At 42.4% G+C, this 25,863-nt stretch carries 23 protein-coding genes and 1 pseudogene; 18 read left to right on the forward strand and 6 right to left on the reverse strand.

Features of this window, described 5'->3' with window-relative positions:
• From H8706_RS00285 to H8706_RS00305, 5 genes are read left to right on the forward strand one after another with little or no spacing between them, the layout of a single operon-like run.
• Positions 1-1,110 carry a glycosyltransferase family 2 protein gene (locus H8706_RS00285; protein ID WP_262431037.1) on the forward strand — a complete coding sequence of 370 codons (1,110 nt, stop codon included), beginning with the start codon at positions 1-3 and terminating at the stop codon, positions 1,108-1,110.
• On the forward strand, positions 1,107-2,213 hold the full coding sequence (locus tag H8706_RS00290) for a glycosyltransferase family 2 protein (protein ID WP_262431038.1): 1,107 nt from the start codon (positions 1,107-1,109) through the stop codon (positions 2,211-2,213). The genes H8706_RS00285 and H8706_RS00290 overlap by 4 nt, the downstream gene beginning before the upstream one ends.
• A 9-nt stretch (positions 2,214-2,222) precedes the next feature.
• Complete coding sequence (locus H8706_RS00295; RefSeq protein WP_262431039.1) at positions 2,223-3,746, forward strand: lipopolysaccharide biosynthesis protein; 1,524 nt, start codon at positions 2,223-2,225, stop codon at positions 3,744-3,746.
• A gap of 30 nt (positions 3,747-3,776) precedes the next feature.
• A complete protein-coding gene (locus H8706_RS00300; RefSeq protein ID WP_262431040.1) occupies positions 3,777-3,902 on the forward strand; it encodes a hypothetical protein in 126 nt (41 codons plus the stop codon).
• Between the two features lie 54 nt (positions 3,903-3,956).
• Complete coding sequence (locus H8706_RS00305; RefSeq protein WP_262431041.1) at positions 3,957-6,980, forward strand: EAL domain-containing protein; 3,024 nt, start codon at positions 3,957-3,959, stop codon at positions 6,978-6,980.
• Positions 6,981-7,031: 51 nt separating this feature from the next.
• Here H8706_RS00305 and H8706_RS12395 read toward each other — a convergent pair whose 3' ends face one another.
• Positions 7,032-7,121 carry a sporulation stage IV protein A gene (locus tag H8706_RS12395; protein WP_262431042.1) on the reverse strand — a complete coding sequence of 30 codons (90 nt, stop codon included), beginning with the start codon at positions 7,119-7,121 and terminating at the stop codon, positions 7,032-7,034.
• 61 nt (positions 7,122-7,182) lie between these two features.
• The gene (spoIVA, locus tag H8706_RS00315) at positions 7,183-8,655 is read right to left on the reverse strand and encodes a stage IV sporulation protein A (protein WP_262431043.1); all 1,473 of its coding nucleotides are present in this window, start codon (positions 8,653-8,655) and stop codon (positions 7,183-7,185) included.
• Between the two features lie 159 nt (positions 8,656-8,814).
• Here spoIVA and H8706_RS00320 point away from each other — a divergent pair, with 159 nt between their 5' ends.
• Genes H8706_RS00320 through rlmH form a run of 4 tightly spaced genes read left to right on the forward strand, consistent with a single transcriptional unit; the run spans position 8,815 to position 12,651 of the window.
• The gene (locus H8706_RS00320; RefSeq protein ID WP_178348178.1) at positions 8,815-9,027 is read left to right on the forward strand and encodes a hypothetical protein; all 213 of its coding nucleotides are present in this window, start codon (positions 8,815-8,817) and stop codon (positions 9,025-9,027) included.
• Between the two features lie 3 nt (positions 9,028-9,030).
• On the forward strand, positions 9,031-10,944 hold the full coding sequence (locus H8706_RS00325; protein WP_262431044.1) for an ATP-binding cassette domain-containing protein: 1,914 nt from the start codon (positions 9,031-9,033) through the stop codon (positions 10,942-10,944).
• A 17-nt stretch (positions 10,945-10,961) separates the two neighbouring features.
• Positions 10,962-12,182: a DNA polymerase IV gene (gene dinB, locus H8706_RS00330; protein WP_262431045.1), complete on the forward strand. Its 1,221-nt coding sequence runs from the start codon at positions 10,962-10,964 to the stop codon at positions 12,180-12,182.
• A complete protein-coding gene (rlmH, locus tag H8706_RS00335) occupies positions 12,172-12,651 on the forward strand; it encodes a 23S rRNA (pseudouridine(1915)-N(3))-methyltransferase RlmH (protein ID WP_262431046.1) in 480 nt (159 codons plus the stop codon). The genes dinB and rlmH overlap by 11 nt, the downstream gene beginning before the upstream one ends.
• 55 nt (positions 12,652-12,706) lie before the next feature.
• On the opposite strand, the gene ypeB is transcribed toward rlmH, so the two are convergent.
• Complete coding sequence (gene ypeB / locus H8706_RS00340) at positions 12,707-14,080, reverse strand: germination protein YpeB (RefSeq protein ID WP_262431047.1); 1,374 nt, start codon at positions 14,078-14,080, stop codon at positions 12,707-12,709.
• A gap of 37 nt (positions 14,081-14,117) precedes the next feature.
• A pseudogene (locus tag H8706_RS00345) lies at positions 14,118-14,471 on the reverse strand (cell wall hydrolase); the annotation flags it as partial.
• A gap of 268 nt (positions 14,472-14,739) precedes the next feature.
• On the opposite strand from H8706_RS00345, the gene yabP reads away from it, so the two are divergent.
• The 9 genes from yabP to H8706_RS00390 all read left to right on the forward strand — a co-directional run bounded on the left by yabP (position 14,740) and on the right by H8706_RS00390 (position 22,935).
• Positions 14,740-15,027: a sporulation protein YabP gene (yabP, locus tag H8706_RS00350; protein ID WP_178348184.1), complete on the forward strand. Its 288-nt coding sequence runs from the start codon at positions 14,740-14,742 to the stop codon at positions 15,025-15,027.
• Positions 15,028-15,044: 17 nt separating this feature from the next.
• The gene (gene yabQ, locus H8706_RS00355) at positions 15,045-15,548 is read left to right on the forward strand and encodes a spore cortex biosynthesis protein YabQ (RefSeq protein ID WP_262431048.1); all 504 of its coding nucleotides are present in this window, start codon (positions 15,045-15,047) and stop codon (positions 15,546-15,548) included.
• Positions 15,549-15,665: 117 nt separating this feature from the next.
• A complete protein-coding gene (locus tag H8706_RS00360; protein ID WP_262431049.1) occupies positions 15,666-15,956 on the forward strand; it encodes a septum formation initiator family protein in 291 nt (96 codons plus the stop codon).
• Positions 15,957-16,031: 75 nt separating this feature from the next.
• Entirely contained in the window at positions 16,032-16,448 is a 417-nt protein-coding gene (locus H8706_RS00365) for a S1 RNA-binding domain-containing protein (RefSeq protein WP_262431050.1), read from the forward strand.
• A gap of 141 nt (positions 16,449-16,589) precedes the next feature.
• Complete coding sequence (lon, locus tag H8706_RS00370) at positions 16,590-19,016, forward strand: endopeptidase La (protein WP_262431051.1); 2,427 nt, start codon at positions 16,590-16,592, stop codon at positions 19,014-19,016.
• Positions 19,017-19,021: 5 nt separating this feature from the next.
• A complete protein-coding gene (yihA, locus tag H8706_RS00375; protein ID WP_178348189.1) occupies positions 19,022-19,615 on the forward strand; it encodes a ribosome biogenesis GTP-binding protein YihA/YsxC in 594 nt (197 codons plus the stop codon).
• 14 nt (positions 19,616-19,629) lie between these two features.
• Positions 19,630-21,855: a DNA helicase PcrA gene (pcrA, locus tag H8706_RS00380; protein ID WP_262431052.1), complete on the forward strand. Its 2,226-nt coding sequence runs from the start codon at positions 19,630-19,632 to the stop codon at positions 21,853-21,855.
• A gap of 14 nt (positions 21,856-21,869) precedes the next feature.
• Positions 21,870-22,634 (forward strand): class I SAM-dependent DNA methyltransferase, encoded by a 765-nt coding sequence (locus H8706_RS00385; RefSeq protein WP_262431053.1) that lies wholly within the window; start codon positions 21,870-21,872, stop codon positions 22,632-22,634.
• 91 nt (positions 22,635-22,725) lie between these two features.
• Positions 22,726-22,935, forward strand: coding sequence for a hypothetical protein (locus tag H8706_RS00390; RefSeq protein ID WP_178348158.1), 210 nt, complete (start codon positions 22,726-22,728; stop codon positions 22,933-22,935).
• Between the two features lie 314 nt (positions 22,936-23,249).
• Here the strand turns inward: H8706_RS00390 and smpB are convergent, their stop codons facing one another.
• The gene (gene smpB / locus H8706_RS00395; RefSeq protein ID WP_262431054.1) at positions 23,250-23,732 is read right to left on the reverse strand and encodes an SsrA-binding protein SmpB; all 483 of its coding nucleotides are present in this window, start codon (positions 23,730-23,732) and stop codon (positions 23,250-23,252) included.
• A gap of 10 nt (positions 23,733-23,742) precedes the next feature.
• A complete protein-coding gene (rnr, locus tag H8706_RS00400; protein WP_262431055.1) occupies positions 23,743-25,839 on the reverse strand; it encodes a ribonuclease R in 2,097 nt (698 codons plus the stop codon).
• Positions 25,840-25,863: the final 24 nt, after the last annotated feature.

The raw sequence follows: 25,863 nt of genomic DNA on the forward strand, positions 1-25,863 counted from the left end.
ATGGGTATAAAATTAAGTATAGGAATTGCAGTATACAATATAAGAGAAGATTTTTTGCGTGCGTGTGTTGAGAGTGTATGCAAAATGTGCGGTGACGATGCCGAGATTATAATTATCGACGACTGCTCAACATACAACTGCTCTGAAATTGTTTCCGAATATGCGCAAAGCGACGGAAGAATACGTCTTTTGCGCTTTGGAAGAAACAGAGGAATAAGCGCGGTGCGGAACAAAATCATAAGCCTTGCAAGGGGAGAATGGATTTTGTTTGTCGACGGCGACGATATGCTTATCGGCAATGTTTCAAAAATTATGCAAAATTTTGATTTGCAAAATTCCGACGTTGTGACATTCGGCATTTCGAGGCAGGAAAATGAAATTGCAGATTGCGGCGCAAGTATATTTCATCTTTCGCAGAAAGACGTGCACGCGCTTTCCGTTTCCGCGCTTGTGCGGTACGACGCGTACAAAGGGTTTTTGCCCGATTTAAACCTTCACCCCTGCACTGTTTGCGCGTGTGCATACAGAAGAAGTTATTTGACCGATAACGGATTTTTGTTTGACGAAAACTTAAGAATTGCCGAGGACAGTGTGTTTAACACAAATGTGTTCCTCAAAAAGCCGAGATATGCGCATATCCCGAATACAGTGTATTTTTACCGTTTAAATCCGCAGTCGGTTATGAACAGATACAATCCTAAAGTAAAAAAATGGTCTGACGATTATCTGAACGTTACCGAAGAAATTTTGAACAAAAACTTTTGCAGTGAGAAAAATGTTCGCGGATATTTTTGGATTTACCGCGTCGGCGGTGCGCTTTACGACATTTTCGAACGCGATATTTTCCACCATGACAACAAAAAGAGTGCAAAAGTGCGCAAGGCCGAATTTTTAAGCGTTGTGTCGGACGAGATTTATTCCCCGGCAATGAATGGTGCAAACGCGGATATGTGCAAATATCCGAATTTAAGGCTTATATTAAAGCTCGCCGAGAAAAAACGTTTTTCGCTGATTGATTTTGCGTTTTCGCATAGATTTGTGTTTGTGCTTTACGGCGGTATATCGCGCAGATTGAGAGATTTAACCGAAAGAAAGGTATTTAAAAAATGAAACCCGAAGTAAGCATATGCGCTGCAATATATAACACGGAGGAAAAATTTTTGCGTGCGATGGCGGAAAGCGTCACCGCGGACAAGGACAGGCGGATTGAGATTATTCTCGGCGACGACTGCTCGGACAAACCGCACGTTGAAAAAATCTGCCGTGAATATGGGCAAAAAGATGACAGAATTAAATATATCCGCGCTGAAAAAAACGGCGGTGTGAGCGCAATGCGCAATATTATGATTGAAAAATCGTGCGGAAAATTTTTGACGTTTGTTGACGGCGACGATGTTGTGACGCCCGATTATGTGCAGAAAATTATAAACGCGTCGGGCAAAAATTTTGATATAGTTATGTTTTGCATACAAAGTTTTTACGGTGATGTTCCCGAAATTCACAATAAAAACGCGGAAATTGTAAAACTTCCGAGCGGTGCGGGAAAGGAATTTTCGGTTGCGTGCATAACCGGCGCGCCGTACCGTGCCGAAATGTACGGCATTAAAAACACCACGCCGTCGTCGGTGTGTCTTGAACTTTACCGACGTGATTTTCTTATTGAAAACAATTTAAAGTTTACCGTCGGAATAAAAAAATCGCAGGACACGGTGTTTAATTCGCAGGCGTTTTATCATTGCAAAATTTTGGGATATACGGCAGATGTTCTATATCTTTACCGTCAAAATCCAAAGTCGGTGTGCAGCCGGTACAGCGCAGACCTTGACAAAACGTTTGCAAAATGTTTTGAATGTGATAAAATAAATGCACAAACTCTTTATCCCGATGACAAAGATGTTATGCAAAAGCTTTACAAATACAAGGTGATATGGAATATTGTTGAAAATTTCAGGCTTAATATTTTTCACCGCGATAACCCCAAACCGCGGAAAATGCGAAAGCTTGATTTTATAAATTTTGTAAACGGCGAGCCGTACAAAACATTTTTTGAAAATTTTGACTTTAATTCGTATGACTGGCGTGAGCGGAAGCTTATATTAAGGCTTGCAAAAAATAAAAACTTTGCGGTTTTAAATTTTATGTATAAGCACCCCGTGCGGTTTAAAATTTACGGCGGAATAACAAACAGAATTGATAAATTATTTAAGAGGTGAGTAAGTAAATTGAGAAGCGCGGCAACTATGAAAAATTCAATATGGGGAATACTTTCGCAGATTGTTGTGTGCGTTTTAAGCCTTTTTTCGCGCCGTGTGATGATTGATACAATCGGCGTTGAGGGCGTGGGATTAAACGCGTTTCTCACAAGCGTTATAACAATGCTTTCGCTCGCGGAGCTTGGCATAGGCACGGCGATAGTGTATCATATGTATCTGCCTCTTGCAAACGGCGATACCGTGCAGATAAAACGGCTTATGAATTTTTATAAGACCGTCTACCGTGCCATTGCCGCGGCGATACTTGTTCTCGGACTTATTCTTTTGCCGTTTATGCCGAAAATGGCAGGTGATACAAGCTATTCAAAGAGCTATATTTCGCTTATTTTCGTATTGTTTTTACTGCAAACAACCTCGTCATATTTCTTTACATACAAGCGGTCGCTTTTGTCGGCAGACCAGAAACAGTATGTTATAACGCTTTTCGATTTGGGATACAAAATTTTTACCGTTGTGCTGGGAATTGCGGTGTTAAAGTTCACGCACGAGCTTGCATATTACCTTATTCTGCTTATAATAAGCACAGTGGGAGAAAATGTTTTTCTTTCAAAAAAAGTTGACAAAATGTATCCGTACATCTTGGAAAAAAGCGAAAAACTTCCGAAAAAGGAATGTATTGAAATTGCCCGTGACGTAAAAAACATATTTGTTGCAAAGCTTTCTGCGGTTGTTACAACCTCCACCGACAGTATACTTATAAACGTTATGGTCGGCACGGTGCAGACGGGACTTTATTCAAACTACAACATCATATTAAGCACGCTTTCGTCGGCGGTAAATCAGTTTGCGTCGTCAATGCGCGGAAGTATAGGCAACCTTGTGGCAAGTGAAACAAAAGAGCATATAGAACGTGTTTTAAGCCGTCTGCTTTTTATAATGTTCCTTATAGGCAGTTTCTGCGCGTGCTGTTTAACGGGGCTTATCGACCCGTTTATAGCGCTCGCGTTCGGCAAAAATCTTACGCTCGGCCGTCTTACCGTTTATGTCTGCATTTTTAATCTTTATATGACTGCGGTTGAAATCCCCGTTTGGAGTATGGTAACGGCGTCGGGACTTTTTAAAGCGGATAAGTATATATCGCTCCTTGGTACGGCGGTAAACCTTTTGGTGTCGTACTTTTTGGGAAAAAGCCTCGGTATGGCGGGAATACTCATCGGCACATCGTGCACGTTCGTTATAAAATTTACGCTTAAAATTATACTATTTTACAATAAATTTTTAAAATTGAGCTGTATAAAGATTTTTATAAAAAATCTTCTGTTTGCCTGCGTGACATTTTTTGAGTGTTTCGCGGTGACACTTTTAACAGGCAGAATCAGCCTTTCAAATCCGTATGCCGAATTTGCGGTATTTGCGGTTATATCGGCAGTTGTGCCGATTGCTTCAGGCATTGTTTTGTTTTTTAAAACGGAGGAATTTGAATACAGTGTTAATTTGTTTAAAAACACCTTGGCGCACATATTAAAAAGATAACGACACGTCGGCGATTACCCCGATTTAAAAATGACGGTGAGTATCGGCGGTGCGTTTGAAAAAGGCAAAATTTCTCAAATACTCCGCAAAGCCGATATGGCAATGTATGATGCAAACGAAAAAAGGAACAGTATTTCGATATATGAAGAAATTTAAAGAAATTGACAAATTCGATACAAGGTGTTTTAATAAAGGCGAGGTGAAATCGGCTTGAAAAAATTAAAATATGATATGAAATTTGTACTGCGCGGTATAATGGTGCCGATACTGATACTCGTTGCCGCGGCGGCGCTGGTTTTGTGGATATATTTCTTTAAAATAAGCGAAGCGTCCGAAAAAAGGGCATACCGCCTGCTTGCCGAGGCGGCAAAAACGCTGAACGTTGCAATGGTGGAGAGAAAACAGTCGAGTTTTCAGCAGCTCAACATTATAGCCCACGGAATAAACTGGGATACCGATATTTATAATGATGACAACGTTTTGCGCAAATTAAAAACATTTGCGGACGAAAGCCTTTTTGCGAATATCGCAATTACTGACAAGCGCGGAATTATGCTTTATCAGAACGGCAGTACAGCGGACTGCTCCGACCGCCCGTATTTTAAGGACGCTATGAACGGAAAAACCAGTACGCAGTTTTTAAAATCGGGACGTATGAGCGGTGACACGGTGTTTGTTTTTGCGGTGCCGGTGAGGCAAGGCGGTGAGATAATCGGCGCGATTATCGGAACGAGAAATTTAACCGACATTTTAAGTGTTCTTTCGTTTCAGGACGAAATAGCACAGTATAATTTTCTCTGCAACGGCGACGGAAGGGTTATTTCGGTTCCGTCCGGCGACGATTTGGGTGTGAGCGTCGGCGGAATGCTCGGCAAGTGTTTTAAGGTCGAAAACGGCGAGGTTCAGACTGATGATAACCAAGTCTGCAAGTATAATTATAACGGAAATACATATTACGGAATATACACGCACTCGGGACTTGACGATATTTTTATTTTCAGTATCGTAGGCGAGAGATATGCGTCAAGTCTTGCGGGTTTATACAGTAAATTGGGTGTTATGGTTACGGCAATTATATTTTTGTTTACTATGATTGCCGCGGCGGTGGTTATTATCCGATTAAAGCGCAGAATTACCATCGTAAAGGGAAATGAGCTTGAAAGACGCAAAAAGCTTGAAGAATATCATAATTTTCAGAGCAGACGTCTGCTCGACCGTACAAATGTTTTGGGCGCGTTTAACCTTAACCTTACCAAAAACACGGTTGACAAGGACGGTGAGCTGTTAAAACGTCTTACGGGCAGAGATGCGCAGTACAGCGTTGAAGACCTTTGCGATATTATTTTCGAGCGTATCCACCCGAGCGAACGCGAAAGATACTTGGGGCATCTGTCGCGCGAGGCGCTTATGCTGGCGGCACAAAGGGGAAAAAGTTCGGTTCAGAACGACTTTTTGTTCTACAATCCCGGCGGAAGATACATTTGGTTAAGAGTTGTTGCCGATTTGGTGAAAAATCCGATTACCGGCGATTACGAAGCGCTCGTATACGCGATAGGAATAAACAACACAATGCGTCTTGAGCAAATAGGTAAAAAGCTGATAAGAGAAAACTTTGAGGCTATGGGTCTTATTGATGTCGAGTCGGGACGCGTTTTCGGAATAAAAGCGCTCGGCGGCGGAGATATTATGAACAATCACGGATTGAAAAGCGGGTTAGTATACGACAGTGTGGCACAGACGGCACTTGCGAACTATTTGTCGGAATACGATTTTAAATTTGTGCGCGAAAACATAAGGTTTAAAACGGTTAAAGAAAAACTTGAAACCGCACAAAACTGGAGCGTTACGGTACATTCTTGCCGTATGGGCGGCGACAGGTATTACAAGATAAAATATTCGTATCTTGACGGCGAAAAAGAGAGTATTGTTGTTTCGTGCGAGGATATAACTGATATTCTTGCAAGCAAAATGGATATTGAAACGGGACTTTACAACTCTGCCGGATTTCACGAAAAGGTTACCGAATGGCTTAAAGAAAATCCAGGCAAAAAATACCGTATGTATCGATACAATCTTGACGGATTCAGCAATATCAACGGCACATACGGCTATGAGGCGGGCAACAAGGTTTTGCGCGACATTGCAAAACATATGCGTGCGCGAAGTACAGACAGCAGTTTTGCGGCGCACCTTAACGCCGACCATTTTGTGCGTTTCTGCTCCGAGGATTATCCGTCGGCGGAGGAGTGCTACAAAAAGTTTTTGAGCGATTTTGCCGATTACGAAATTCACTATCCGCTGACCATTCACATCGGTGTTTACGACCTTTGCGAAAAAGACTGCGGCTCATTCACGATGAGCTATAAGGCGCATCTTGCCTTGCAGTCGATAAAGGGCGATTTGGGGACACATATTGCGTATTACAAAAAAGGACTTATGCAGACGGCCAAAAATCAGCAGGAGCTTATCGCCGACGTTGAAAATGCTGTGAAAGACGGTCAGTTTGAAGTGTGGCTTCAGCCGCAGTTTAATTATTCCGGTGCGCTGGTTGGTGCGGAGGCACTCACGCGATGGCGTCATCCCGAAAAAGGGCTTATTATGCCTGCGGATTTTGTTCCGCTTCTTGAAAAAAGCAGACAGATTACGCTTGTTGACGAATTTGTGTGGGACAAGTGCTGCGAATACATAAAAATTCTCGATGGCGAGGGGATAAAGCTTCCGCTTTCGGTTAACGCTTCGCGCATTGACATACGCGATAAAAACGTTTGTCCGCATATTGAAGATATGGCTGAAAGACACGGAATTTCACACGGACTTCTGCGCCTTGAAATCACAGAAAGTGCATATCTTACTGAAACGGAGGAGTTAAAATCCGCCGTTACGGCATTCAAAAACGCAGGATTTGCAGTTGAAATGGACGATTTCGGTTCGGGATATTCGTCGCTTAACATTTTGCTCGATTTGGATATTGACATATTGAAAATTGACAAAAAGCTTGTTTCCAAAGCAGGTATCGGCGATGAAAAGAGCGACAGTATTCTGCGCGCGGTTGCAAATATGGCAAAATCACTTAAAATTTCGGTTATCGCCGAGGGTGTGGAAAACAAAACCCAGGCAGACTTTTTAAATTCCGTCGGCTGTACCGATATGCAGGGATATTACTATGCAAAGCCTATGCCGTTTGATAAGTTTAAAGAATTTATCAAAAATAAAAGGGTTGACGGTTTACAGTAAATAAGAAAACGGCAGTCTTTAAGATGATTTAAAGAACTGCCGTTTTGCTTTTTATAAAATTATGCAGATAAGACCGCCGCTTCCTTCGTTTACAATGCGCTGGAGCGTTTCTTTTATTTTGTCCTGCGCGTCTGTCGGCATAATTTTATAAAAAGCAAAACGGCAGTCTTTAAGATGATTTAAAGAACTGCCGTTTTGCTTTTTATAAAATTATGCAGATAAGACCGCCGCTTCCTTCGTTTACAATGCGCTGGAGCGTTTCTTTTATTTTGTCCTGCGCGTCTGTCGGCATACGGTAGAGTTTGTTGTGCAGACCTTCGTTTACAAGCGAATGGAGAGATTTTCCGAAAATGTTGGACTCCCATATTTTTGTGGGCGACTCGTCAAATTCGTTGAGCAGATATTTTACCAGCTCCTCCGACTGCTTTTCTGTGCCGACGAGAGGACTTACCTCTGTTTCCACGTCAACGCGGATAAGGTGGAGCGACGGCGCCGAGGCTTTTAAGCGTACGCCGAATTTGTTGCCCTGTTTAACGATTTCGGGTTCTTCGAGCGTAAGCTCCTCAATGCCAGGCGAAACAATTCCGTAGCCTTTTTCGTTGACCTCGTTTAGGGCATATGCTATTTTGTCATACTTTTTCTTGGTGTCCGAAAGGTCGCTTATAAGCTCGACAAGCGCTTCTCTGCCCGAAATTTCCATTCCTGTTTTTTCGCCGAGAATTTTGTAGAACAAATCGTCGCTCATAGTTACGCTTATTCTCACGCACCCCGTGCCGAGGCTCATATTTTCAATGTTTGCACCGCTTATGTTTTCGTATTCGTTAAGTCTTTCGGCAAGGTCTTTTACGTCGCTTATTTTTTGTGCGCCGTCCGCATAATTCTTAACGCAGTCTATAACGCCGTCTTTAAGCCAGTGACCGTCCTCGAGCGCGTCAAACCAGTCCGGCAGATTTATGGAAATTTCGGAGAGCGGAAATTCAAAAAGTATGCTTTCCATAATTTTGTTTATATCCTCTTTGGTGAGGTTAGCACAGTCGGTGCAAAGCACGGGAACCTTATATTTTTCCTCAAGCTCCTTTTGCGTACGCTTTGCGGTGTCGCTTTCGGGATTGACACTGTTTACAATCACAACAAACGGCTTGTTTATAGCTTTTAATTCTTTTGCCACTCTTTCTTCGGCGTCTATGTAGTCTGCGCGGTCAATGTCGGTAACCGTGCCGTCGGTAGTTACCAAAATTCCTATGGTGGAGTGTTCGTTGATAACCTTTTTTGTGCCGATTTCCGCCGCCTTTGCGAACGGCATTTCCTCGTCCGACCACGGAGTTTTGACCATTCTCGGCATATCCTCGTCGAAATGCCCGGTTGCGCCGTCAACGATATATCCAACGCAGTCAATCAGCCGAACGTTCATCGCCGCGTTGTCGGCAAGCGAAATTTTCACCGCCTCGTTGGGAACAAATTTCGGCTCGGTTGTCATTATCATTTTGCCCGCACCGCTTTGCGGAAGCTCGTCTTTTGCGCGTTCGCGCTTGTATGCGTCGCCTATGTTGGGAATGACGAGAAGCTCCATAAAACGTTTTATAAACGTGGATTTTCCCGTTCGCACAGGGCCTACGACGCCGATGTATATATCGCCGCCGCACCGCGTGCTTATATCAGAGTAGATATTGTCCATTTTCTTTTCCTCCTGCATATGTTTGATGGTAAATATATATGTGGATTAGCCTAAAGTTATTCATACATTTGTTTTGGTGTTGTAATTTATAAAAATTTGTGGTAGAATGTATATTATAATGAAAAATTATGCGTCAAATGAACATAAGGAATGATGAAAATGATTTTTAGGGGTGTTGACAACCCGAAGTGCTTTTACTGCCAGCACGCAACGCATATTGAAAATTCGGACAGTGTGATGTGCGACAGAAAAGGCGAGGTTAAAAAAGACTATCTTTGCAGAAAGTATAAATTTGATATTTTTAAATGTAATTTCAAGCGCAAAAAGACAGTTATATTAGAGAAATTCGACAGAAAGGATTTTGAGCTTTAGAAGATGATTTTACAGTTAAACAAGGTTTCAAAAAGCTTCGGCACCGACGAAATTTTAAACGACATTACCTTTTCGGTAAACGACGGCGGCCGCATAGGCATAATAGGCAAAAACGGGTGCGGAAAAACCACTTTGCTCAATATCATTTCTGGAAGTACGAGTTTTGAAGGCTCGTGTCAAACGGCAAAGGATACGCGCATAGGTTTTCTCCGCCAGACGGGTTGTGAGGTTATGACAACCACCATTATCGAAGAAATGACAAGCGTTTTTGCCGATGTTTTTGAAATTGAAAAGGATTTAAGACGTCTTGAAAACGAAATTGCAGACGAACAGGACGAAAAAAAACGCGAGGTTTTGCTCAATTCGTATGCAAAAAAGAGTGAAATGTTTGAAAAGAAAGACGGATTTTTGATAAAAACGAAAATCAACACCATTCTAACGGGTATGGGTTTTGATAAATTCGACCTCAATATGCCGGCGGAAAACTTGTCGGGCGGTGAAAAAACAAAGCTTTCGTTTGCAAAGCTTTTGCTTGAAGAAAGAGAACTTCTGCTTCTCGACGAGCCGACAAACCATCTCGATTTTAAAACAATGCAGTGGCTTGAAGGGTATCTTAAAAGCTACCGCGGTGCGCTCATTACCGTCAGCCACGACCGTTATTTTCTCGACAGAACGGTAAACGCGGTATACGAAATTGAAAACACGCATATGAAAAAATACACGGGAAACTATACCGCGTATCTTGAGCAGAAAAAGAAAAATCTTGAGGTTGAAGAAAAAGCGTACGCAAAACAGCAGAACGAAATTAAAAAGCTTGAAGAATACGTTGCCAAAAATCTTGTGCGCGCGTCAACCACCAAAATGGCGCAGAGCAGGCAGAAAAAGCTTGATAAAATGGAGCTGTTGGAGCGTCCGGGCGAAAACAACGACAGCGCGCGTTTTGACTTTGAAATTGAATATCCGTCTTACAAAGAGGTTTTAAACGTTGAGGATTTGAGCGTTTTTGTTGAGAACAAAGACGGGGTGCGCACGCTTATAAAAAATGCGGATTTTAAGGTTCTGCGCGGTGAAAAAACCGCACTTATCGGCGATAACGGTGCAGGGAAATCCACGCTTTTAAAAACAATTCTCGGAATTTACAAAAATTATACCGGTGAATTTGAAATCGGCAGAAACACCGAAATAGGGTATTACGACCAGGAACTTAACATTTTAAACGGCGACAAAACCGTGTTTGACGAAATTTATGACCGCCACCCGCGGTTTGAAGAAAGCAAAATCCGCACGCTATTGGGTTCGATGAATTTTTACGGCGAGGACGTTTTCAAGAAGATAAATTCTCTTTCGGGCGGTGAAAAGGCAAAGCTTGCGTTTTTGGTGCTGATGCTCGAAAAAAACAACACCCTGTTTTTGGACGAACCGACAAACCACCTTGACCTTGCGTCCAAAGAAAAGCTGGACGAGGCGCTTATGAAATTTGACGGAACACTGTTTTTCGTGTCGCACGACCGATATTTTTTGAACAAGGTTGCGACGAAAATCATAGAGCTCGGCAGTGAAAAAATTTCGGTTTACGAGGGAAATTACGACTATTATCTTGAAAAAAAGACCGAGGCGGACGAGGCGAGCGAAAAGAACATTCAAAAAGAGAAAAAGACGAACGATTATTTTGAAAACAAGAAAAAACAGTCGCTTATAAAGAGCCTCGAAAAGAAAATTTCTGCGTGCGAAGAAGAAATTTTGAGCCTTGACGGCGAGATTGAGGAAACGGACAGGCTTTTGAACGAAAGCGGGTCGGATTTGGACAAGTGCCGTGAACTTTTTGAAAAGCTAAATACCTTAAACGAGCGTCAGAATGAACTTTACAAAACGTTTGAGGAGCTTGAAAATCAGCTTGAAACGGCAAAGGAAGAATAAATTTTACGGAGGAGAAAATGTCGGAACGCGTAATTTTGCACTGTGACTTAAATTCGTTTTTCGCGTCGGTCGAATGCCTTGATTTACCGCATTTAAAGGACGTTCCGATGGCAGTTGCCGGGAGCAGTGAAGACAGGCACGGAATAATTCTCGCAAAAAACGAGGCCGCGAAAAAGTTCGGCGTTAAAACCGCGGAAACAATCTGGCAGGCAAAATTAAAATGTCCCGACCTTGTGACCGTTCCTCCGCACTATGGAAAATATAAGTATTATTCCGAAGAAATCAACAAAATTTATTATAATTACACCGATTTGGTCGAGCCGTTCAGCATTGACGAATCATGGCTCGACGTTACGGGAAGTCAGAAGCTTTTCGGCACGGGATATGAAATCGCGAAAAAAATCAGCGATGAAATAAAAGAAAAAACGCATCTTACCGTATCAATCGGCGTATCGTTTAATAAAATTTTCGCAAAGCTCGGCAGTGACTACAAAAAGCCCGACGCGATAACCGTTATTTCAAAAGAAAATTATAAGCGCATTTTGTTTCCGCTCCCTGCGTCGGATATGCTTTTTGTCGGGCGCGCGACGCTTTCACAGCTTGAAAAAGTGGGAATAAGAACGATAGGCGACATTGCAAATTCGCAAAAAAGCACGCTGGTAAAACTTTTGGGAAAATCGGGCGAAACGCTCTATATTTATGCAAACGGTTTGGATACGTCGCCCGTTGTGTGCGAGAGAGAAAAGGAAAAATCAATCGGAAACGGGCACACTTTTAAAAGAAATCTTCTCGGTGAAGAGGACGTTAAAAAGGCGCTCACAATCATTTGCGACACCGTTTCCACGCGTCTGCGCAAGAAAGGTTTTAAGTGCAGAACCGTTTGCGTGACGATAAAAAATCCCGATTTAAAGAAGTTTTCGCGCCGAAAGAAAACGGCATATTTCACAAACACCGAGCGTGATTTGTTTGAAACGTCGTTTGAAATTGTAAAGGAAAACTGGAATTTTGACGAGCCGATACGTATGATAACCGTCACGGCGGGCGATTTTGAGGGCGATACTCCGACCGAACAGGTGAGCTTTTTTGATAACGTGAAAACACAGGATAAAAAACTTGAAAGTTTTGACAGTTCCATTGACGAAATACGGCGCCGTTTCGGAAACGGTGCGGTTTCGTTTGCATCACAGCTTGAGGGCGACCTTTTGACGAAATACGAGGAAAAAGAAGATGAAGATTAAAATAATTTGTGTGGGAAAGATTAAAGAAAAATATTTTGCGGACGGGATTAAAGAGTATGAAAAGCGTCTTTCGCGTTTTTGCAAGTTTGAAATATGCGAGGTTGCGGACGAGAAAATCCCCGACAATGCGAGCGAAAAAGAGGCGCTTGCTGTGCTTGACAGCGAGGGCGCGAAAATCGAAAAGCACATCGGAAAAGGCGACTATATAATCGCACTCTGTGTTGAGGGAAAAAACATTTCGTCCGCCGATTTGGCAAAGAAATTTTCCGAAATCCAGCTTTCGGGAAAGAGCGGAATTACATTTATTATAGGTGGTTCGCTCGGCATTTGCGGCAGGGTGAAAAATATGTCTGATTTTAGATTGAGCTTTTCAAAAATGACATTTCCTCACCAGCTTATGCGTCTTATTCTGACCGAACAAATTTACCGCGCGTTTAAGATAAACGCAAACGAGGAATATCATAAATGAAATAATATTACAAAAAAATCCGAAGCCGTAACAAATGGCTTCGGATTTTCGGTCTTTATATGGTAAGCGTGCCGTTTTCGGTTTCGAGAAGAATTAAAATTTTCTCCTCTGCACCGGTTGTCGCATTGATATAAACGATATAATTTTTGCCGTTAAATTTTCCTTTAAATTCATAGCAAAGCACCTCGGTTTTGTTTTCTTTCGGAATTGCCGCAAGGTTTTCGGAGGTGATTTCTATGCTTTTCGACACTTTTTCGCGCGCCTCATCAAGCGTAAGAGATACGCCGTTCAAATTTCTGTGTTCCTCGTGCGACATAATATATCCGTTTGCCTCAAATCCCAAAATTTCGCCGTTGTCGAGCGCAATTTTAATTTTTATAAGGTCGGAATACATTGTTACATCATCTTCAACATACGCGTAGTTTATGGTTGCGATGTTGTTTCTTATTTCATAATAGCTTTCTTTCATAGAATAACATTTGTTTTTTGCAAGGCAGTCCGCACCGAGGCGTACCGCGTCGGAAATATCGAGCTTTGTTTCCGCAACATCGCGGTTTTTCAGCATATAAAGCACATATCCGCCGTTTTCGGTAATTTCGATATAAGCGTCGTCGCCACCCGAATTTGCCGCCGAAAATACATAGGTCGGAATGTTTGAATTTGATTTTCCTCTTGCCGACACTTTTTTAGGCTCGTTTAAAAATTCCTTTGCAATTTCCATAGCGTGCTGTTCGGTGATTTTGTTGGTTTTTGAAAGCATTTTCGCGCTGATTTTGTTTATGTGGTCGGAAAACGGACCGTCATAAATGAGCGACGGATATTCCTCAAATTCCTTTTCCATTTTCTCTGCCGACGAGCCTATATCAAGCTTTTTGTCCTCGCTTGCAAGCACCTCGGACGACTTTTCGGAAATATCAAAAGAAAGTTTGCCGGAGAACAAATCGTTTTGAATTTCAAAAAGCGTCTGCGTGAGGGTGGAGGAGTATTTTGCCAAATCTTCAAGCTGTTTTTTCTCGTCCGCCGAAAGTTCCTCGCCGCGAAGCCCTTTTTTTGATATGGAATAGGTATAGTCGCCGACCTGTGTTAAAAATTTCGCCGTGTTGTCAATTTCAACGTGCGAAATGGGCAGTTCGCCGAGGTTTGCCTGTGCAAACGACGCTTTCTGATAAATTTCGTTTGACAAATCATTGAGCGCATACGGCGAATTTGTAACGACACATTTCGACAAAAGCGTGTCAATATCTTTAACACAGTCGGTAAGCTGTAAAAACGAACGTGTGTAAACGTCGTTAAGCTGACCTTTCATAGCCTCTGCCGTGTTATTTTTCACAATCGCCGCCGAGAACGTTATAACCAGCAAAAGCGTTACGAGAATGAGAAAATATCCCATTGACGGTTTTGACTTTCTGTTTTCGTTTGAATTTTCCATATTGTTTTTCCTTTCAAAAATTATAGTAGGTAAAACTCTATTTTGCAAAGGTGTGATTTCCGAGTACCTTTACCACAGGACGTGAATAAATCCATTTGTTTGTGGTTTTCGCCGGGTTGTAGTAATATATCGCACCGCCCGACGGGTCCCAGCCGTTGAGCGCGTCCTGACAAGCTTTGTAAACGGTGGAGCTTTTGTCGAGCGACGCGTGAATTTGCCCGTCGTTTACCGCAGTGAACGCGCCGGGCTGATAAATTACACCGGCTATGGTGTTTGGAAATGACGGGTGCTTAACGCGGTTTAAAATTACAGCCGCAACGGCGACCTGACCTTCGTAAATTTCGCCCCGTGCCTCGCCGTTTACCGCGCGCGCCAAAAGTTCGAGGTTTTGTTCATACGTGTTTGTGTCGGCATACGCCTTTTCGGTTTTTGACAAAAACGGAATTGATACAATAAGCGCAAAAAGAAGCACAAACGCAGCACTTATAAAAAACTTGTTTGATGAAATATGCTTTTCTTTCATAATTTCCTCCGTAAATAAAATTTTCTTATGCAATAATATTTTTCATATTTATCAAAAAAATATACACAAGCTTTCATATAATAAAAAATTTTCAAATATAAATAAAATAAGTTTAAATTTAAGGAGGATAAAATTTATGGAAAAACTTTCAAGAGCGCAGGGCGCAGACATAGTACATAATCTTATAATGGAAAACAGGGCACACCTTAACGTTTCGGGTGTGGAGGACGTGGAAAGCTTTAACGACGAGGAAATAATACTTCATACTAAAATGGAGGTGCTTATAGTTACGGGGAGCGAGCTTAAAATAAACAAATTGAGCGTCGATGCCGGCGAAGTGGAAATAGAAGGATATATCGACTGTTTGCGTTATGCCGCACCGCGCGCAAGTGCAGGCGGATTTTTAAGCAGAATATTCAAGTAAATTTTTAAGGTGATAAAATGGAAATTTCGGTGAGTGCAGAGGCGCTCGTCTTTTTAAAAACCGTGCTCGGCGGAGCTGTGTGCGGTATGATTTTTGATATTTACAGAATTTTAAAAAGCGTGAAGAAAAGTATGTTTATGATTGAAGCGGGCGATATAATTGTCTGGATTGTTGTGGCAATGATGTCTTTTTTCGCGGTGTTTTTCGCAAATTCGGGCGAGGTGCGCTGGTATGAAATAGTGGCACTTTTCACGGGATTTGTGCTCTACACCGTGTCGGTGAGCAAATATTTCATAACTTTTGTAAAATTTATTGCAAAAACGCTTAAACTTACGCTTGTGCCGGTTGTACGGCTGTTGAAAGCCGTAAAAAACATAGGTTTGTTTATATTTTCATATGTAAAAAAGCCGTTTGTATTTGTCGAAATTTGTCTAAAATTACAAAAAAAGCGCTTTAGATTTATAAAAAATCAACAAATTTTTGATTTTAGGCGTTTAAAACGCATTTTTCGTAAAAATTGACTTTACATTTTGAAATGTTTGCGATATAATATATATGGTGTTATTGTAGATAGGTGTATAAACTTATCGTGTTTGATTTGAATTTACGGATTTGATATATTTGGCGGAGGGCGAATGATGCAGAAGAGAAAGCTTAAAAGAAAGCTGACTTTAAGTAAGCTGCTGGCGCTTGTTTTTATGTGCGCGGCTGCCGTTATTTTGATAAAGCAACAGGGTGAAATAAATTATCATAACAAAAAAATCGCACAGCTTCAGTCTGATATTAAAACAGAGGAGAAGCTTAAAAAGGAACTTGAAGAAAAAAGTGCGATTTATTCATCGGATTACTACATAGAAAAGATAGCGAGAGAAGAACTCGGGCTTGTTATGCCCGACGAAAAAGTGTTTATCGACGCTAACGGTAACTAAATATTTAAAATACTTCCGGTATTTGCATACGTCGGGCGCGCGTGCGCTCAAACATTAAGGAGGCAATTTTTACTGATGCAGGTTGAAGTCGGCAAAATTTACGAAGGAAAGGTTACGGGTATCACAAATTTCGGCGCGTTTGTCGAAATAGGGGCAGGCGCTACAGGGCTTGTGCATATTTCAGAAGTGGCGCTCGAATATGTTAAGGATATACGCGAACATCTCAAGGTTGGAGAGACGGTTAAAGTAAAGGTTACAAACGTTGACCCGAGCGGAAAAATCGGTCTTTCCATAAAGCAGGCAATTAAGCAGGAGGAGGCGTCGGCGCCCAAATCAAAGCGTCCTGCGGAGTTTGTCTGGGACAAAAAACCTGCCGGCGACATTTCTTTTGAAGAAAAGCTTAACAAATTTAAGCAGGCGAGCGAAGAAAAAATGCACGACTTAAAAAGAAGTATGGAGCCGAAACGCGGTTCAAACCGTAAAAATTATTAAAAATCAAAGAACGCTTAAAGTGTTAAGCGTTCTTTTTTTGCAATAATATCGGGAAATATGCGCTTTTATCAAAATTTGCACTTGATAACGGCGAGAAAAAAAGGTATAATATTATATTATATAAATTCGGTGGTGACGAAATTGACCGGCAACAATCTTAAAATATATGATAACAATGCTTTAATTGATAATGAAGATTTAAACGAAAATTCGGATAACGTTGAAAAAAACGACAGCGAAAACGATAAGAAAACAAAAATTCTTCCGCTTTTGCCTCTTAAAGGTCTGCCTGTTTTTCCGTATATGGTTTTGCATTTTGACGTGCGCCGTGCGTTTTCCATAAAAGCGCTTGAAGGCTCGCTTGCGGAAAATCAGCTTATATTCTTGACCGCGCAGAAAAATCCGCTCATAAACGCGCCTATGCGTGACGAACTTTTTTGGACGGGCACCGTTGCGAGAATTAAACAGGTTTTAAAACTTCCCGAAAACAACGCGCGCGTGCTTGTTGAAGGAATAAGCCGTGCGCGAATTGTGAAATTTATCGCAGACGTTCCGTATTTTGAGTGCGAAATTGAGGAGCTTGAAAGCTTTTGCGCGGACGATGAAGAAACGCAGATTAAAAACGAGGCGCTTATGCGCAAAATAAAATCCCAGCTTATAAGCTACTATGACGTTAACCCGAAATTTACGCCTGACGCAGTAAAAAGTGCGGCGGAAATTACAAATCCGAACGAATTTGCCGACCTTGTGAGCGCCGGCATAAGTTTTGATATTGACGCAAAACAGGCGCTTCTGGAGGAAACAGACGTTACAAAACGCCTTGAAATGCTTGTTGATTTTATCGACCGCGAAATAAAAATTCTGACGGTTGAGCGCGATATAAACCGCAAAGTGAGCGGAAATATCGACAAAAATCAAAAAGATTATTATCTGCGCGAACAGCTTAAAGTTATACGTTCGGAGCTTGGCGACCGCGACGAAATCGAGGCGGAGGCGGACGAGCTTAAAGACAGGCTTGTGAGAGCCAATGCGCCCGATTATGTCCTTAAAAAGGCGGACAAAGAGCTTTCGCGTATGGTGAAAATGCAGTCGGGAAATCCCGAGACTTCAGTTATCCGCACATATGTCGAATGGCTTTGCGACATTCCGTGGAGCGTTTCGACCGAGGAAAACAATGATATAGAAAGCGCAAAAAAAGTGCTTGACGACGACCATTACGGTCTTGAAAAGGTGAAAGAGCGAATTTTGGAATATCTCGCAGTGCGTAAGCTTTCGGGAAACTTAAAATCGCCCATAATCTGCCTTGTCGGCCCTCCGGGGGTGGGAAAAACGTCAATCGCGCTTTCGGTTGCGCGCGCACTCGGAAGAAATTACGCGCGTATATCGCTTGGCGGTGTGCGCGACGAATCGGAAATCCGCGGTCACAGAAAAACGTATATCGGTTCTATGCCCGGACGTATAATTTCCGCGTTAAAACAGGCAAAATCGAACAATCCTCTGCTTTTGCTTGATGAGATAGACAAGCTTTCGCGCGACTTTAAGGGCGACCCGTCGTCGGCGCTTTTGGAGGTTTTGGACGCCGAACAGAATTTTGCATTCCGCGACCATTATATCGAACTTCCGTTCGACCTTTCAAAAACGCTTTTCATAACAACCGCAAATTCGCTCGACGGCATTGACAGACCTCTGCTTGACCGTATGGAGGTTATTCATATTTCGGGCTATACCGACGAGGAAAAGCTTAATATCGCGAAAAAATATCTTGTGCCGAAACAGCTTAAACAAAACGGACTCAAAAAGTCGAACGTTAAATTTTCGGACGGCTCGCTCATTTCGGTTATCGACAATTACACGCGTGAGTCGGGTGTGAGAGAGCTGGAGAGAAAAATCGCCGCGGTTTTGCGCAAATGTGCAAAACGAATTGCCGGCGGTGAGGTTAAAAGCGTGTCGGTGAGCGAAAAAAATATCGAAAGCTACCTCGGCAGAAAAATATTTATCAAAAACGAGAAAAACAGAGAAAGCGAAATCGGCATTGTAACAGGTCTTGCGTGGACGCAATACGGCGGCGATACGCTTTCGGTTGAGGTTAATGTATCCAAGGGAAGCGGAAAAATCGAGCTTACAGGCTCGCTCGGCGACGTTATGAAAGAGTCGGCTATGACCGCAATCAGCTTTGTGCGTTCGTGCGCCGATAAGTACGGATTTGACGGTGATTTTTACAAAAATAACGACATTCACATTCACGTCCCCGAGGGTGCAACGCCGAAAGACGGTCCGTCGGCAGGCATAACGATGGCGACTGCGCTTATTTCCGCGCTTTCGGGAAAACGCGTGAAAAAGGACGTTGCAATGACGGGAGAAATCACGCTCCGAGGCAGAGTTTTGCCCATCGGCGGACTTAAAGAAAAGTCGCTCGCGGCGTACCGCATCGGAATCGGCACAATCGTAATTCCCGACGAAAATGTTCCTGATTTGGAGGACATTCCGCAAAATATCCGCGAAAAAATCAACTTCGTGCCGGCTAAAAATATGGACACAGTGCTCAAAACCGCATTGGAACAGGAGTAAAATTTATGAATTTAAACAATGTTTCGCTTACCGTTTCGGCGGTTGATATGAAGCAATATCCAAAAACGAATTTTAAGGAAATCGCGTTTGCAGGACGCTCAAATGTCGGCAAATCGTCGCTTATAAACAAGCTTTTGAACAGAAAAAGCCTTGCGCGCGTCAGCTCAAAGCCGGGCAAAACTGCAACGATAAATTTTTATAATATCGACAACACAATGAATTTTGTAGACCTTCCCGGTTACGGCTACGCAAAGGTTTCAAAAGCGGAAAAGAAAAAATGGGCGGATATGATTGAAACGTATCTTAACACGCGCGAGCAGTTATGCCAGGTTATTTTGCTGGTTGACAGCCGTCACACGCCCACCGAAAACGACATTACAATGCTCCGCTATATCCGCGCGTGCTGTGAAAGGGCGGTTGTTATCGCCACGAAATGCGACAAGCTTTCGGCATCACAGTTAAACGAGCATCTTTCCGACATTATAAAAACGCTATCGCTTTCGGGCGACGACATTATAATTCCGTTTTCAACGGTAAACGGCACGGGTGTTGAGGAATTTTACGCATATATTGAAGAAGTTTTGGAAATTGAAGTATAAAAATGGAGAATAAAATGACAAATTTGCTTGATGGATTGAACGACAGACAAAAAGAGGCAGTTACAACAACCGAGGGTCCGCTTTTGGTGCTTGCCGGCGCAGGAAGCGGAAAAACAAAGGTTTTAACGCACAGAGTTGCGTATATTCTGGAAAACAGGCTTGCCGCGCCGTGGGAGATTTTGGCGATAACATTCACCAACAAAGCGGCAAACGAAATGTGCACGCGTATTGCAAACATCGTGGGTCAGATGAGCGAAGATATTTGGATAAAAACCTTCCACTCGGCGTGCCTGCGCATATTAAGACGCGATATTGAAAAACTCGGCTACACGTCAAATTTCAATATTTACGACACAAACGACCAGAAAAGGCTTATCAAAGACTGTCTGCGCGAACTTAACTTAAACGAGGACAATTATCCGATTAAAAGCGTTATTTCAAAAATCAGCTCGGCTAAAGACGAAATGATTGACTGCAAGGAGTTTGCAAAGCGCAATGACGACTTCCGCGGTGAAAAATACGCGATGATATACGCGCGTTATCAGCAAAAACTCAAAGAAAACAACGCTATGGATTTTGACGATTTGATTGCAAAAACCGTCGAACTTTTTAAGGATAATCCCGACGTTTTGGAATATTATCAGAATAAATTCAAATACATAATGGTGGATGAGTATCAGGATACAAACAATTTGCAGTATATTTTCGTGTCTATGCTCGCCGAAAAGCACCGCAACATCTGCGTTGTGGGCGACGACGACCAGAGTATTTACAAATTCCGCGGCGCGAATATAAGAAATATTCTCGACTTTGAAAAGCAGTTTGACGACGCGAAAAATATCAAACTTGAACAGAATTACCGCTCAACCCAGACAATTCTCGACGCGGCGAATGCGGTTATAGCAAACAACTTTGAGCGCAAAGAAAAAAAGCTTTGGACAAATCAGGGCGAAGGCGAAAAAATCGAGGTGCGCACCTGCAGTGACCAGGTGGACGAGGCGATGTATATTTCGGGCGAGATAGAAAAACTTGTTTCGTCGGGCAAATATTCGTATAAGGATATTGCGATTTTATACCGTACCAACGCGCAGACACGTGCGCTTGAAGATAACCTCTCGTGTCCGTACAGAGTGCTTTCGGGTTTGAGGTTTTACGATACAAAGGAAATCAAGGATATTTTGTCGTATTTGAGGGTTATCTACAATCCCAACGACGATGTTAATTTAACCAGAATTATAAATGTTCCCAAACGCGGAATAGGTGACACCACGGTGGGAAAAATCGCCGCATTTGCCGAGAGTATGGGCGTTAGTATGTTTGACATTATAAGCGACGAAAAATACCTCGAGGCACTCGGACGGAGCAGTGCGAAAATCCGCGAGTTTTCGGCGATTATAAACAATTTGCGTGAATATATTGATAACATTCCGCTTGTTGACCTTATGGACAAAGTTTTTACCGAAACGGGTTATGCCGACAGCCTTATGACTGAAAATACCCCCGAGGCAAGGGGCAGAATTGAAAATCTTCAGGAGTTTAAGTCAAAAGCTTTGGAGTATGAGAAAAACGTTGAAGAACCTACATTCGGCGGATTTCTGGACAATATTTCGCTTGTGTCGGACATTGACAACTACGACACCGAGCAGGATGCTATCGTTTTGATGACTCTGCACAGCGCAAAGGGACTGGAATTTCCCGTTGTGTTTATGTGCGGACTGGAAAAGGGACTTTTCCCGAGTTATCAGTCGGAGGGCGAGCTTGACAAGCTGGAGGAGGAAAGACGTCTTTGCTATGTGGGAATTACGCGCGCACGTGAAAAATTATACATCACATATGCGCTTCAGCGCGTGATGTTCGGCAAAACCGAAAGTAAGGTTGTGTCGGAATTTGTGGGCGAAATTCCCGAAAAACTTCTTAACCGCACCGACAACGTTGTAAGAAAACAGTTTGCGTCATACGGCAGTGCGAGGGGATATTCGGGAAGCGACCTTTTCGGCGGTGCCGGTAAAAAGAGCGATATGGATTACAGTGCGATTATCGCAAAAAGCACCAAGAGCGGTGCGGAGATGAAAAGCAGTGTGACCTACAAAAAAGGCGAGAGAGTTATGCACAAAAAATTCGGCGAAGGTATGATTGTGGGCATAACCGAAAGCGGCGGCGATATGATGCTTGAAATTTTGTTTGACAATGTCGGAACGCGTAATCTTATGGCGTCGTTCGCACGGCTCAAAAAACTTTAAAATGAGGGAATATTTTGGAACAGTATGCTGATTTTGCTTATTATTACGATAAGCTCACTTATGATGTCGAATACGAAAAAATTGCTGATTTTGTGAAGAAAATTTTTGATAAATATGCAAACGGCAAGGTGTCGCTTGTGTGCGACCTTGCGTGCGGAACGGGCACGGTGTGCAATTTTCTGGCTGATTCGGGTTTCGATATGATAGGTGTGGATTTTTCGCCGAGTATGCTTAATATTGCTATGGAAAAGCGCGGCGAAAGGAACATTCTGTATCTTAATCAGGATATTGCTGATTTTGAACTTTACGGCACGGTTGACGCGTTTCTGTGCCTTTTGGACAGCGTAAATCATTTGGACTGTGAGGACGATTTTGAAAGAATGTTCAATTACGCGAATAATTATCTCAATCCCGAGGGATTGTTTATATTTGATGTAAATTCGCCGTATAAATTTGAGCATATTTTATCGGACAACGTTTTTACATACGACAGCGACGATATTTACTATGTCTGGGAAAATGATTTTGACAAAGACGAGGGCATATGCACGTTTTATCTCACGTTTTTTGTAAACGAAAACGGGCTTTACAGACGTTTTGACGAACAGCATACCGAAAGAGTTTACACCGATGAAAAAATACGTAAAACCGCCGAAAAAAACGGCTTTGAAATTGTCGGAATGTTCGGCGGAAATTATGATTTCAAATCTCCCGAATGTGATGAAGAACGGATTTTTTACGCTGCGAAAAAGATAAAAAACGTTAAAATGGAAAAATAATTTTTAAATAGAAACGGCATTTTTGCCGTTTTTTGTTTTGCATTAAAAACGTCTTATTTGCGGATAATATTAAGGCAAAGGAGCTGAAATTATGAGCAAAATAAGGCGTGAGAGAACGAAAAAGAAAAAAGAAAACGGCGCTGTTCCGATTTGGGAACAAGACCTTCTCGACACCTGCAAAGCTGCATCGGCAACCGACTGTACGGGACTTATTCAGATTTCACCGATTGATGAAAACGAAATTGAGGCGTACAAAGATGTTTACGATTTCGGTCCTTCACCCGACGATTATGTAGACTGATAAATATTGACTGATAAGAAAGCAAAACCCCGTTTTTGACGGGGTTTTGCTGTATCTTGCTATCGTTGGTTAGGCATCAGAGGATCGAACCCCGTATGCCTTGCATTTTAAAAATTTCATGCCTTTTCGGCTTGTCGTCCTCGAAAGGCGTCAGCCTATCTTCGTCCTCCGTACCGAAAATTCAAATAATTTTTAAAACGGAAGGTCGAAGAGTTTAAATAGAGCAAATTTTTTAAAAAGACAAGGAGAAAAGCTGAGTTAATACTAACGTATAACATAGCTTTTCAACGCAGTATTTTGGAAAATTTGCCTATTTAAACCACACGGGGTTTGATCTTCTGATACCTAAATTCTTTCATTTTTCTGTCCATTGAGCGTTGTGCGTCTTTTTTTGCAATGCTTTGGCGCTTGTCGTAATCTTTTTTGCCGCGTGCAAGTGCAATTTCTACCTTAACCTTTGAATTTTTAAAATAAATTTTTGTCGGCACAAGCGAAAAACCTTTTTCTTTTGTCTGACCTATAAGCTTTCTTATTTCGCTTTTGTGCAAAAGAAGTTTGCGGTCGCGCATAGGGTCTTTATTAAAAATATTTCCCTTTTCAAACGGACTTATGTGCATTTGCTTTATGTAAACCTCGCCGTTTGAAATTTGCGCGTATGCTTCTTTGAGGTTAACTTTGCCGTCACGCAGAGATTTTACCTCCGTTCCGGCAAGGCTGATACCGCACTCTAACTGCTCGATTATAAAATAATCGTGCCACGCTTTTTTATTTTGTGCAATTATTTTTATACTGTCCAATTTTTACACCTCAACTTAAAACAAAATCTATTTTATGCGAAAGTACGTCAACATTTGCAACGATAACTTTCACTTCGTCGCCGATTTTATAAATTTTTCCGCTCCGCTCACCGCGCAGGGAATAGGTTTTCTCATCATAAACATAATAATCGTCGTCAAGGTCGGCAACGCGCACAAGCCCCTCGACGCTGTTTTCAAGTTCAACAAAAAATCCGAACGATGTAACCGACGAAATAATTCCGTCAAATTCACCGCCGACCTTATCTTCCATAAATTCAGCTTTTTTGATGTCGCAAACCTCGCGTTCCGCCTCCTGTGCGGTGATTTCCGTTTCGCTCGAATGAACTGCCGTACGCTCGGTAAACGCGGTAAGATAATTTATTCGCTCCTCGGTTAAACCGCCGTTTAAAAATTCCTTTATAATTCGGTGAATAGCAAGGTCGGGGTAACGTCTTATGGGCGACGTGAAATGACAGTAATATTCAAACGCAAGCGAAAAATGTCCTGCGTTCTGCGACGAATATTTCGCTTTCATAAGCGAACGCAAAAGCGCGGTTGAAATTATTCTTTCGTAGGGTGTGTTTTTGATTTTGTCCAAAAGACGCGCAAATTCTTTCGGGTGCGGTTCGGACGCGCCTTTTATTGAAAATCCCATATTCTTGACAAATTCGTTAAACGCCGTTATTTTCTCCGCGGACGGTTTTTCGTGCACTCGGTATACAAACGGCACGCTTGCCCAGAAAAACGTTTCTGCAACCGTTTTGTTGCACATCAGCATAAATTCCTCAATAATCGAATTTGCGATCGTTATTTCGCGTTTTGAAATCTTTATCGGTCTGCCGTTTTCGTCAAGCTCAATTTTCGTTTCGGGAAAATCAAAGTCGATACCGCCTTTTTTTAGGCGTTTTCCCTTTAAAATAAGTGCAAGCGTCTGCATTAAATACAAATCGTCCAAAATATGCTTATACTTTTTGCAAAGCTCTTTGTCGCCGTCAAGAATTTTCGTGACGTCCTCGTAGGTCATACGTTCTTTTGTTTTGATAATTCCCTCGCATACTTCGGAATTTGTAAGATTTCCCTTTTCGTCAATTTCCATTATAACAGATAAAGTCAGCCTGTCAACCCTCGGATTGAGCGAGCATATGCCGTTTGAAAGCTTTTTCGGGAGCATAGGCACAACGCGGTCGGCAAAATATACGCTCGTTCCGCGCTTGTATGCCTCCTTGTCGATTGCGCCGTTTTCTTTTACATAGTGCGTAACGTCGGCAATGTGAACGGATAAGATATATCCGTTTTCGCTCTTTTTGACGCACACCGCGTCGTCCAAATCTTTTGCGTCCGCGCCGTCGATTGTGATAACGGTGTCTTTTCGGAAATCGCGTCGGTTTTGAATTTCGGATTCTTTTATTTCTTCACTTATTTTGTCCGCCTCGGCAAGCGTTTTTACGTCAAATTCGTCATCAATTCCGAAACGCTTTATAACCGACAGAACGTCAACGCCTTTCTCGGCATAATTGCCCAGAATTTCGGTAATAATTCCCTCGGGATTTTTTCTCTCGGCGTTAAACTCCGTGATTTTGCAAACAACCTTGTCACCGTCTTTAACGCCCGAATTTTTGTATTTTGAAATAAAAATATCCTGCTTGATGCGCCTGTCGTCGGGGACAACAAACCCGAAATTACGGTTTTTTTCAAACGTGCCGACAATATATTCCGACGCGCGCTTGAGCACCGACACAACCTCGCCCTCACCGCGCTTGGTTTTGGTTTTTCTGCTCGTTATTCGCACCGATACCGTGTCGCCGTTCATTGCACCGCCTGTTTTGTCGGACGGAATGAAAATGTCGCCGTCCCCGCAGAGCATAAACCCGAAACCGCGCTCGGTGCTCTGAAATTTTCCGCTTACAAGACCGAGAGTTTTTGCGAGCACATAGCGTTTTTTCTTGGTTTTAACAATAACTCCGTCATCGCAAAGCTCTTTTATTATGTTTTCAAATTCCGCCGTGTCGCCGTCGGGTACGCCGAGAACCGCTTTTATATCGTCAAGCGTCATCGGAACATACAAATCGTCGGCAAAAAATGCGGAAAGTTTTTCTTTTTGTGTCATAGTCCGTAAAACCTCACTAATGCT

Source organism: Qingrenia yutianensis (assembly GCF_014385105.1).
In the GTDB taxonomy this organism is placed as follows: Bacteria; Bacillota; Clostridia; order UMGS1810; family UMGS1810; genus Qingrenia; species Qingrenia yutianensis.

Excerpts from the sequence above, each read along its gene's own strand:
- rlmH (WP_262431046.1), top strand. The coding sequence starts at position 12,172 with ATGAAGATTAAAATAATTTGTGTGGGAAAGATTAAAGAAAAATATTTT.
- H8706_RS00320 (WP_178348178.1), top strand. The coding sequence starts at position 8,815 with ATGATTTTTAGGGGTGTTGACAACCCGAAGTGCTTTTACTGCCAGCAC.
- yabQ (WP_262431048.1), top strand. The coding sequence starts at position 15,045 with ATGGAAATTTCGGTGAGTGCAGAGGCGCTCGTCTTTTTAAAAACCGTG.
- ypeB (WP_262431047.1), bottom strand. The coding sequence starts at position 14,080 with ATGGAAAATTCAAACGAAAACAGAAAGTCAAAACCGTCAATGGGATAT.
- H8706_RS00360 (WP_262431049.1), top strand. The coding sequence starts at position 15,666 with ATGCAGAAGAGAAAGCTTAAAAGAAAGCTGACTTTAAGTAAGCTGCTG.
- H8706_RS00325 (WP_262431044.1), top strand. The coding sequence starts at position 9,031 with ATGATTTTACAGTTAAACAAGGTTTCAAAAAGCTTCGGCACCGACGAA.
- H8706_RS00365 (WP_262431050.1), top strand. The coding sequence starts at position 16,032 with ATGCAGGTTGAAGTCGGCAAAATTTACGAAGGAAAGGTTACGGGTATC.
- H8706_RS12395 (WP_262431042.1), bottom strand. The coding sequence starts at position 7,121 with ATGCCGACAGACGCGCAGGACAAAATAAAAGAAACGCTCCAGCGCATT.
- H8706_RS00285 (WP_262431037.1), top strand. The coding sequence starts at position 1 with ATGGGTATAAAATTAAGTATAGGAATTGCAGTATACAATATAAGAGAA.
- spoIVA (WP_262431043.1), bottom strand. The coding sequence starts at position 8,655 with ATGGACAATATCTACTCTGATATAAGCACGCGGTGCGGCGGCGATATA.
- pcrA (WP_262431052.1), top strand. The coding sequence starts at position 19,630 with ATGACAAATTTGCTTGATGGATTGAACGACAGACAAAAAGAGGCAGTT.
- yabP (WP_178348184.1), top strand. The coding sequence starts at position 14,740 with ATGGAAAAACTTTCAAGAGCGCAGGGCGCAGACATAGTACATAATCTT.
- rnr (WP_262431055.1), bottom strand. The coding sequence starts at position 25,839 with ATGACACAAAAAGAAAAACTTTCCGCATTTTTTGCCGACGATTTGTAT.
- H8706_RS00290 (WP_262431038.1), top strand. The coding sequence starts at position 1,107 with ATGAAACCCGAAGTAAGCATATGCGCTGCAATATATAACACGGAGGAA.
- H8706_RS00300 (WP_262431040.1), top strand. The coding sequence starts at position 3,777 with ATGACGGTGAGTATCGGCGGTGCGTTTGAAAAAGGCAAAATTTCTCAA.
- H8706_RS00390 (WP_178348158.1), top strand. The coding sequence starts at position 22,726 with ATGAGCAAAATAAGGCGTGAGAGAACGAAAAAGAAAAAAGAAAACGGC.
- dinB (WP_262431045.1), top strand. The coding sequence starts at position 10,962 with ATGTCGGAACGCGTAATTTTGCACTGTGACTTAAATTCGTTTTTCGCG.
- yihA (WP_178348189.1), top strand. The coding sequence starts at position 19,022 with ATGAATTTAAACAATGTTTCGCTTACCGTTTCGGCGGTTGATATGAAG.